Source organism: Bradyrhizobium sp. UFLA05-89, assembly GCF_059803475.1.
In genome coordinates this window covers 64,632-72,579 of record NZ_JBANBA010000038.1, presented here as the reverse complement: position 1 = coordinate 72,579, position 7,948 = coordinate 64,632, and the positions used below count along the sequence as shown (strand labels likewise).

Sequence of the window (7,948 nt, the reverse complement as noted above, 5' to 3'; positions counted from 1 at the left end):
CAGAAGGCGCGCGCAAACGATTGCTTCAAGCTGCTGGATTGCCGCGGTCACGGCCGATTGCGAGACGTTGAGGTCCATGGCCGCCTGGCTGATGCGTCCAGTCTCGGCAGCGGCGACGAAATAGCGGATCTGTTTCAGAGAAACGGACATCGCGGTTGTTCCGATGTTTGCATAGCTCATGTCTGGTGTTTCTCAGCCCAAGCGCGTCCGCTGCAACTCTCATGCCGAAGGGGAGTTTGCCAGGACGGCCACCAGCCGCGAATGTGGAAGCAAACACATCTGTTCGCCCCGACCGGTGCCGGCCGGGGCGCTGTCAGATCATGCGGCCTCCGGCGACTACGCCAGGGCTGCCCGGAGCTTGCCCAGCAACTCCGCCCGGTTCTTGCGAGCTGCAAGCGCCTGATCCATGCCGACCTTGACGAACTTGACCGGCGTGTTGGGCTGGAGCTGGCCGATCAAATCCATGTCTGCCGCGATGACGGTGCCGACCATGAAATAACCGCCGCCCGAGACTGCGTCACGATGCAGCACGATCGGCTCGGTGCCCCCGGGCACCTGGATCGAGCCATAGGGATAGCAGGCATCGGTGATGTTGGAGGGATCCGAGCCGGCGCCGAACGGCGGCTCACGCGGCACGAATTCGAGTGATTTGCCGCCCTTGAAGCGGTAGCCGATGCGATCCGCTTCTGGAGCAACCTTCCAGGTGTCGGAGAAGAAGGCGTTGCCGGCGGCCTCGGTGATGCGATGCCAGTAGAGCCCCGGCATGGCGCGCAACTCAGTCGGCATGCCGGCCGGCTGGCCGCGCAGGTCCTTCGCGACCGTGCGGCCATCTTTCACGGTTGCTGCGGCCTTGCCGACCGGCAGCTCGTCGCCGGCTTCGAGCTTTCGGCCCTTGAAGCCGCCGAGCGCGCCGAGTGCATAGGTCGAGCGCGAGCCGAGAACGACGGGAACATCGATGCCGCCGGCGACCGCAATGTAGCCGCGCGCGCCCTGCTTGAGGAAGTCGAACGAGAGGATCTGGCCGCGCTTCACCTTGAAGCTGGTCCAGGTCTCGCGCGGCTCGCCATCAAGCTTCGGCGGCAGCTCGGCGCCGGCGATCGCGACCGTGGCGTCCTCGGTGAATTCGAGTTCCGGTCCCATGAACACTGCTTCGAGCACGGCCGCACCTTCCGGGTTGCCGACGAGTAAATTGGCGGCCGCGAGCGCGTGACGGTCCATGCCGCCGGAGAGCGGGATGCCGATGTGATAATACCCGGGGCGCCCAAGGTCCTGGACGGTGGTCGCCAGACCCGGCTTCAAAACCTTAATGGCCATGGAGGACTCCATCGAGCTTGCGGTTGTAGGCATCAATGTCGCGGTTGAACTCGGTCAGCGAGAACGAGACGTCGCGGATGACCGGCGCGAAGCGGCCGCCATCGACGTCGGCGACTGCTGCGTCATAGGCTGCCCGGTCGATCGGCTTCCACTTCACGATGTCGCCCGGTCGGAACAGGCACATGAAGTCGCGCAGATAGCTGATCTTCTGATTGGGATCGTAGATCGGCATCGGCGTGATGCCGAACATCTGGTAGCCGCCAGCACCGCGCACCGAATAAATGCAACTGAAGCATCCGCCGTGCCCCACGGTGAGCTTTGGCGTGTCCGTGCGTGGCCGCAGATATTTCGGCGCCTGAAGCTGCCGCTTGCGCTCCACCATCTGGTAGAGGAAGGGTAGGCCTGCGACGAAGCCGACCATTGAGACGAACCAGGGCGAGCTCGAATGCGCCTTGATGAAGGCATCGACGCCATCGAGCCCGTTGATGCGCGCGGCGTATTCGAGGTCGGTCCCGTTCGGATCCTGGTGCCGTTCTCGGAAGCGCATCAGGGTCTCGTGCGTCCAGGGATCGTTGTAGAGCACGGGGATCTCGATGATCCGCGTCTTGATCACCGGCTCGGACTTCTCGGATCCCGTATCCAGCCGCTTCAGCTCGGTAAGGAGATCGTCGGGCTTGATCTGATCAGGGTCGAACTTGATTTGATAGGATGCATTCGCCGGACAGATCTCGGTCACTCCCTTGATCTTGGCGTCACGCACCGCATTGGTGACGAAGAGGCTCTTGAAGAAAGCCTCCAGCGACATCGCTTCGCCGACTTCGGCGAAGATGTGCTCATCACCGCCAAAGGAAAATCGGGTTTGCATGACTAGCGGCCTCCTGTTGCTGACGGGGCGGGTTCTCTCGTGATCATGGGGCAGCCTTTGCCGTCGGTAACGGCGCCGCAAGCGTCGCGGCATGGGAGTCCAGCCAAGGTTCGAGCCAGGCTGTATGGAAGCGTCCGGCCTGCACGTCGGCGTCGCGGGTAAGCGCCTGATGCAGCGACTTCGTCGTCGCCAGGCCCTCGACATTGAGCTCGGCAAGGGCGCGCTCGAGCTTTCGGATCGCGCTCGCTCGATCTCTGTCATGCACGATCAGCTTGGCGAGCAGGCTGTCGTAGAAAGGTGGTACGGTGTAGCCCTGATAGAGCATGCTGTCGAAGCGCACGCCGTCGCCGCCGGGTACGTCGAGCGCGCTGACGGTTCCCGGGTTCGGCAGGAAGTTCTTCGAGGGATCCTCGGCATTGATGCGGACCTCGATCGAATGGCCGCTGACGCACACCTCGTCCTGGCGCAAGCGTAGGCGCTCGCCGCCGGCGATCCGGATCATCTCGCCCACGAGATCGATGCCGGTGATCATCTCTGTGACGGGATGCTCGACCTGGATGCGGGTGTTCATCTCGAGAAAATAGAATTCATGCGTCCTGTCGTCGTAGAGATATTCGAGCGTTCCGGCGCCGCGGTAGTTGACCGCTTTGGCCAGCGCAACAGCAGAAGCGCAAAGTTTTTCCCGGACGGCTGCAGCCAGCGAAGGCGAGGGGGCCTCTTCCCAAACCTTCTGGCGACGTCGCTGCAAGGAGCATTCGCGCTCGAAGCAATGAATGACGTCGTGCCCGTCACCGAGCACCTGCACCTCTATGTGCCGCGCGCCTTCGACCAGCTTCTCGACGTACAGCCCACCATCGCCGAACGCGGCGAGCGCTTCGGCCTGGGCCTGCGGCATCAGATGACGGAATTCCTCGGCCGATCGCGCGATGCGGATGCCGCGCCCACCGCCGCCGGCTGCCGCCTTGATCATGACGGGAAAGCCCGTCTTGCCGACAAGCGCGAAAGCGTCGTCAATCGATTCCAGGCGACCGCGGCTGCCAGGGACAGTGGGAACGCCGGCCGAGGCTGCAGCTTCCCGCGCCGCGACCTTGTCTCCCATCAGCCGGATCGATTGCGCGGTCGGACCAACGAAGATCAGGCCTGATGCTTCGACAGCCCCGGCGAATTCGGCGTTCTCGGCCAAGAAGCCGTAGCCGGGATGGATGGCATCGGCGCCAGAGGTCTTGGCGGCAGCAAGGATGGTCGCCTGATTGAGGTATGACTTTGAAGCTTGGGGCGGGCCGATCTCGATCGACTCGTCGGCGAGCCGGACAGCGAGCGAGTCCTTGTCGGCCTTGCTATAGACCTGCACGGTCGCAATGCCGAGCTCGCGCGCTGCGCGGATGATGCGCACTGCGATCTCGCCTCGATTGGCTATGAGGAGCTTTTTGATCGGCATGGAGATGCGGTGAGCCTCAAGTGTCGATTTCGGCGATCGCTTGACCGGCCATCACGGGCTCCTCGTTCTCGGCGAGGAACCGCAGGATCTTGCCGGCGGCGCCAGCCTTCACCTCGTTGAACGACTTCATCACCTCGATGAGCCCGATCGTGTCGCTGTCTGCGACCACGTCGCCGTCGTTCTTGTAGGCCGGCTTGTCGGGGGCTGGCTTGCGATAGAAGATGCCCGGAAGCGGCGAGAAGATCTGTTGGGTTGCCATGGATTCCTCGTGACGTGATTGCTTCGATTGTTGGCGCACTGGCTCAGCGCGCAGTGAGATAGGGACGGACCGCCTCGCGAACGGCCTCCGCGATCGCGACTGCGTTGGGCGTGTCGGAATGGATGCAGATCGAATCGGCGCCGACCGTGATGTCGTTTCCGGCCACTGTCCGCGTCTTGCCTTCGCTCACGGCGCGCGTGCACCGTGAGGCGGCATCGACGGGGTCCTTGGCCTCGTGCTCGCGGGTGATGATGAGGCTGCCGTCGGCGTTGTAATCGAGGTCGGCATAATATTCGGCGACGAAGGTGTGGCCGCGGCGCTCATAGACCGTTTGATGCAGCGTTCCCTTCATGCCGAGCAGTGGCACCTTATAGACGTCGGCGGCATCGGCTACGGCTTCAGCGATCTCCTCGTTGCGCGACGCCATGCCATAGAGGGCGCCGTGCGGTTTGATGTGGTTGAGGGCCATGCCCTCGGCGTCGAGAAACGCCTTGAGGGCTCCGATCTGATAGAGCAGGCAGTTGGCCAGCTCCTCGCGGCTGATTTTCATCTCCCTGCGGCCGAAACCCTGCAAGTCGGGTAGCGAGGGGTGCGCGCCGACCTTGACGCCGAACTCCTTGGCTAGTTGCACCGTCTTGCGCATGTGATTGAAGTCGGAGGCATGAAAGCCGCAAGCGACGTTAGCGACGTCGATATGGGGCATCAGTGCCTTGTCGTCGCCCATCTTGTAGAGGCCGTAGGCCTCGCCCATGTCGCAGTTGATCACGACCATCTCTCCATTTCCTCCCAACGACTTTGCAGACGAAGAAGCAAGGTCGTCCGGGGTCCGCATGGCGTACCCCGGACGGCGCATTGCCGGTTTACTTGGACACCAGATAGTCGAGCGGAATCTTCTCCGAGATCGTCCACTGATCGACCACCTTCGGCTTGCCGGCCTCGGTGTCGACGATCAGGTAACGACCCTGGTTCTGATGGTGGATGTCCTTGGTGAAGGTGCGAGGCCCGAACAGCGTCGGTTCGTTGGTCATCTTCTCGAGTTCGGCAACGACCGCCGGCGCGTCGGTAGACTTGGCGCGTTCGACCGCCTTGGCCCAGACGTCGATCAGGACGTAGCCGGGATAGACGTACTGGCTCGACGGATCGCCGCCGGTGACTTCCTTGTACTTCTTGTTGAACTCGTTGACCTTGGGATTGGGATCGTCGCCATAGACCGAGCCCTGTACCGGAACGTAGAAGTTCGACAGATCCGGTGTGGCGTTCAGCCAATAGCTGCCGTCGACGCCGGAGCCGTTCAGGATCATCGACTTGATGCCGGCGGCGCGGATCTGCTTGATGGCGGATACGGCGCCCGGCATCATCGTGCAGAGCATGATGGCGTCCGGTTCCTTCGGTAGGCTTTTGATGCGCGTAATTTGCGAGGCGATCGAGGCGTCATCGTTCTTGAAAGTATCGCTGCCGACGAGCTTGGCCTCCTTCAGGTGCGGCATCTGCCAGTCGAAGCCGTCGCAAATCCCCTTGTTGTAGACGGTCCAGCTATCGAGCAGCCGGTAGAAGTTGCGCGCATTCTTCTTGTTGTAGGCCCATTCCGCCATGGTCGCGCCCTGGACCGCCGCCAGCACCGAGGCTGAGAACGAGAACGGGCCGACGCCGGGAATGCCGGCCTTGATCGACTCTGCGCAGAGGAAGAAGGAGACTTTGCCGGCTGCCTGGGCCTGCAGCGCCGCGGGCGCGCCGAAATCGTAGTCGCAAGAGACAATGACGAGGTCGGCGCCCTGGTCGAGCACCGCAAGACCAGCTTTGGCGCCCTCGGCCTGGTCGGTCTTGGTGTCGGCGAAGACAGGCTTGATCTTCTTGCCGAGCAGCCCGCCGGCCTTGTTGATCTCATCGATCCTGATCAGAGCCGCATCCTGCGCCGGCTTGTCATAGGCCTGCATGAATCCGGATGCCGCGGTCGCAAAGCCGACGACGATCTCGTCGGCCGCCTGGGCGGGCGTGAAGCAGAGCGCAGTCGCTCCCGCCAGAACACTGAGTATTGTCGTAAAACGCATGAGCCACTCCTCCAATTGAGCAAACGAACGTCAGTTCAGTTCCTTCAGCGCCGTCTGGACGGGGCGAGCCAGACGCCGCTGCAACGGCCATCCGCGCCAGGAGAATTCCTGGTTGCGGGTTAGTCCCGTGGGCAGGTACATCAGGATCACAATGGTGATGATGCCGATCGCGATCTCCTGGACGCCATTCGGCAATGCGATGGTGTGGCCGCCGAGGCTGATGCCCCTCTCGAGATTGCGGAACAGATCGATCAGCAACGACATCACGACTACGCCCGAGACGGCCCCGCTGAGGCTGTACATGCCGCCGACCACCAGCATTGACAGCGTGACAAAGGTCGTCCGCAGATAAAACGCGCCAGGATTCACGATGCTGAGGAAGTGTGCATAGAGCGCGCCGGCGAGCCCGATGATGAAGGCGCTGACGACGAAGGCGATCAGCCGCTCGCGGACGACGTCGATGCCGGAGGCGCTCGCGGCGACGGCCTCGTCGCGCGTGGCGCGAAGCGCAAGTCCCGAGCGCGAGATCGAATAGAGATAGGCGATTACGATCGCAATCGCGGCACCGAGCCACCCAATCCAGACGTTCATGGTTGGCGGAATGCCGACGATCGAGCCCTGTCCACCCGTCACGGAGTCCCAATTCGAATAGACGTTGTTGACGACGCCGAGCAGGCCGAAAGTCGCGATCGAGGCGGCTATGCCCGACAGGCGCATGATCACGCGTCCGATGATCAGCGCGAACAGCGCCGCGAACACGCCCGAGATTGGGGTCGCCACCCACATCGGTAGTTGCGTGTGCAGCAGCCAAGCCGGCAGTCCCTTGAGCGTGATCGACTTCATCACCGGCGGGATGGCGAGCCAGGCGGTCATGTAGGCGCCGAGGCACATGAAGCTGATATGGCCGAATGACAGCAGGCCCGAATTGCCGACGAAGACGTAGAGGCCGACGACGACCATGATGTTGATGAACATCTCGACGGCGGTGCGATTGAAGGCCCGGCTGCCGAATTGATAGGCGAGGGCGGCCATGATGAGCAGCGCTACGATCAGGATGATCGGAGTCACGATCGTCTGCCGGATGACGGATGGCCGCGTCGACATTCGATCAAACTCTCTGCTTGGCTGATTTCGGTGCGAACAGGCCCTGTGGCCGCACCAGGAGCACGACGATGACGGCGCCGTAGACGAAGGCATCGCGGAACACGCGGGCGTCATGAGGCAACGTCGCCTGGAACACGACACTCGCCGCGCCGATCAGGAATCCGGCCGCAACGGCACCCGGAATGCTGCCGAGGCCGCCGATCACGGTTGCGATGAAGGCGATCAGCATCACGTTGGCTCCCATACTGATATCGGCGGTGCCGGAGTTGGTGGCCAGGATCAGGCCGATCGCCGCGGCCAGCATGCCGCTGATGGCGAAAGCCAGCAGGATCACGCCATTGGCGCGAACCCCAAGCATGCGGGCCATGGTGAAATTCTCCGCCGCCGCGCGCATCTCCAGCCCATAGCGCGTGCGCTTGAGGAACAGGACGAGCACGACGAGTACGACCAGCGTGATGATGATGGTCACGACCTGGAGCATCGGGATGTGGGCGCCGAGGAATTCGACCGGCAGGCCCAGGCTCGGCCACAGCGTGATCGATTTCGGCCGGCTCGAATACAGCATCAGCAGGAGATGCCGGATGACGAAGCCGAGAGCAAAGGATGCGATCATCATCGTCGCCGGATTGGTGTTGCGGAAGCGGCGGAAGACCACGATCTCCGACAGTATCGACAGCACCGCGCCGATCAGGAGCAGAAGCGGGATTAGCAGATAGGACGGCAGTTGGCCGGCAAATACGATCGCCGCCGCGTCGACCGAGGGCCACAGCATTGCGAACACGCAAAAGGCGATGAAATCGCCGTGGGCGAAATTGACCAGCCGCATGACGCCGAAGATCAGAGCGATGCCGAGCGCCCCCAGCGCGTAAAGGCTGCCGAGGCTCAGCGCGTCGAAGACGATCTGCAGGATGTCCGTCATC

The 7,948-nt window shown here is 62.7% G+C and carries 9 protein-coding genes; all 9 read right to left on the bottom strand.

The features are described 5' to 3' along the window. On the bottom strand, positions 1 to 150 hold a 150-nt coding region (locus SO139_RS21120), incomplete at its 3' end, for a helix-turn-helix domain-containing protein (RefSeq protein WP_498540541.1). A 186-nt stretch (positions 151 to 336) separates the two neighbouring features. Further along, the gene (locus SO139_RS21115) at positions 337 to 1,314 is read right to left on the bottom strand and encodes a 5-oxoprolinase subunit C family protein (protein ID WP_449379915.1); all 978 of its coding nucleotides are present in this window, start codon (positions 1,312 to 1,314) and stop codon (positions 337 to 339) included. After that, entirely contained in the window at positions 1,304 to 2,179 is an 876-nt protein-coding gene (locus SO139_RS21110) for a 5-oxoprolinase subunit B family protein (protein ID WP_449379916.1), read from the bottom strand. The genes SO139_RS21115 and SO139_RS21110 overlap by 11 nt, the downstream gene beginning before the upstream one ends. Positions 2,180 to 2,222: 43 nt before the next feature. Then, complete coding sequence (locus SO139_RS21105) at positions 2,223 to 3,617, bottom strand: acetyl-CoA carboxylase biotin carboxylase subunit (RefSeq protein WP_449379917.1); 1,395 nt, start codon at positions 3,615 to 3,617, stop codon at positions 2,223 to 2,225. Positions 3,618 to 3,633: 16 nt separating this feature from the next. Then, a complete protein-coding gene (locus SO139_RS21100) occupies positions 3,634 to 3,876 on the bottom strand; it encodes an acetyl-CoA carboxylase (protein WP_449379918.1) in 243 nt (80 codons plus the stop codon). 43 nt (positions 3,877 to 3,919) lie between these two features. Then, positions 3,920 to 4,648 carry a 5-oxoprolinase subunit PxpA gene (pxpA, locus tag SO139_RS21095; protein WP_449379919.1) on the bottom strand — a complete coding sequence of 243 codons (729 nt, stop codon included), beginning with the start codon at positions 4,646 to 4,648 and terminating at the stop codon, positions 3,920 to 3,922. Positions 4,649 to 4,736: 88 nt separating this feature from the next. Continuing rightward, positions 4,737 to 5,924 carry an ABC transporter substrate-binding protein gene (locus tag SO139_RS21090; protein WP_449379920.1) on the bottom strand — a complete coding sequence of 396 codons (1,188 nt, stop codon included), beginning with the start codon at positions 5,922 to 5,924 and terminating at the stop codon, positions 4,737 to 4,739. Between the two features lie 30 nt (positions 5,925 to 5,954). Continuing rightward, positions 5,955 to 7,028 carry a branched-chain amino acid ABC transporter permease gene (locus tag SO139_RS21085; protein WP_449379921.1) on the bottom strand — a complete coding sequence of 358 codons (1,074 nt, stop codon included), beginning with the start codon at positions 7,026 to 7,028 and terminating at the stop codon, positions 5,955 to 5,957. A gap of 4 nt (positions 7,029 to 7,032) precedes the next feature. Next, positions 7,033 to 7,947, bottom strand: a complete 915-nt coding sequence (locus SO139_RS21080) for a branched-chain amino acid ABC transporter permease (RefSeq protein ID WP_449379922.1) — start codon at positions 7,945 to 7,947, stop codon at positions 7,033 to 7,035. Position 7,948 lies beyond the last annotated feature (1 nt).

Coding starts and splice junctions, on each gene's coding strand:
- SO139_RS21115 (WP_449379915.1), bottom strand. CDS start 1,314: ATGGCCATTAAGGTTTTGAAGCCGGGTCTGGCGACCACCGTCCAGGAC.
- SO139_RS21110 (WP_449379916.1), bottom strand. CDS start 2,179: ATGCAAACCCGATTTTCCTTTGGCGGTGATGAGCACATCTTCGCCGAA.
- SO139_RS21105 (WP_449379917.1), bottom strand. CDS start 3,617: ATGCCGATCAAAAAGCTCCTCATAGCCAATCGAGGCGAGATCGCAGTG.
- SO139_RS21100 (WP_449379918.1), bottom strand. CDS start 3,876: ATGGCAACCCAACAGATCTTCTCGCCGCTTCCGGGCATCTTCTATCGC.
- pxpA (WP_449379919.1), bottom strand. CDS start 4,648: ATGGTCGTGATCAACTGCGACATGGGCGAGGCCTACGGCCTCTACAAG.
- SO139_RS21090 (WP_449379920.1), bottom strand. CDS start 5,924: ATGCGTTTTACGACAATACTCAGTGTTCTGGCGGGAGCGACTGCGCTC.
- SO139_RS21085 (WP_449379921.1), bottom strand. CDS start 7,028: ATGTCGACGCGGCCATCCGTCATCCGGCAGACGATCGTGACTCCGATC.
- SO139_RS21080 (WP_449379922.1), bottom strand. CDS start 7,947: ATGACGGACATCCTGCAGATCGTCTTCGACGCGCTGAGCCTCGGCAGC.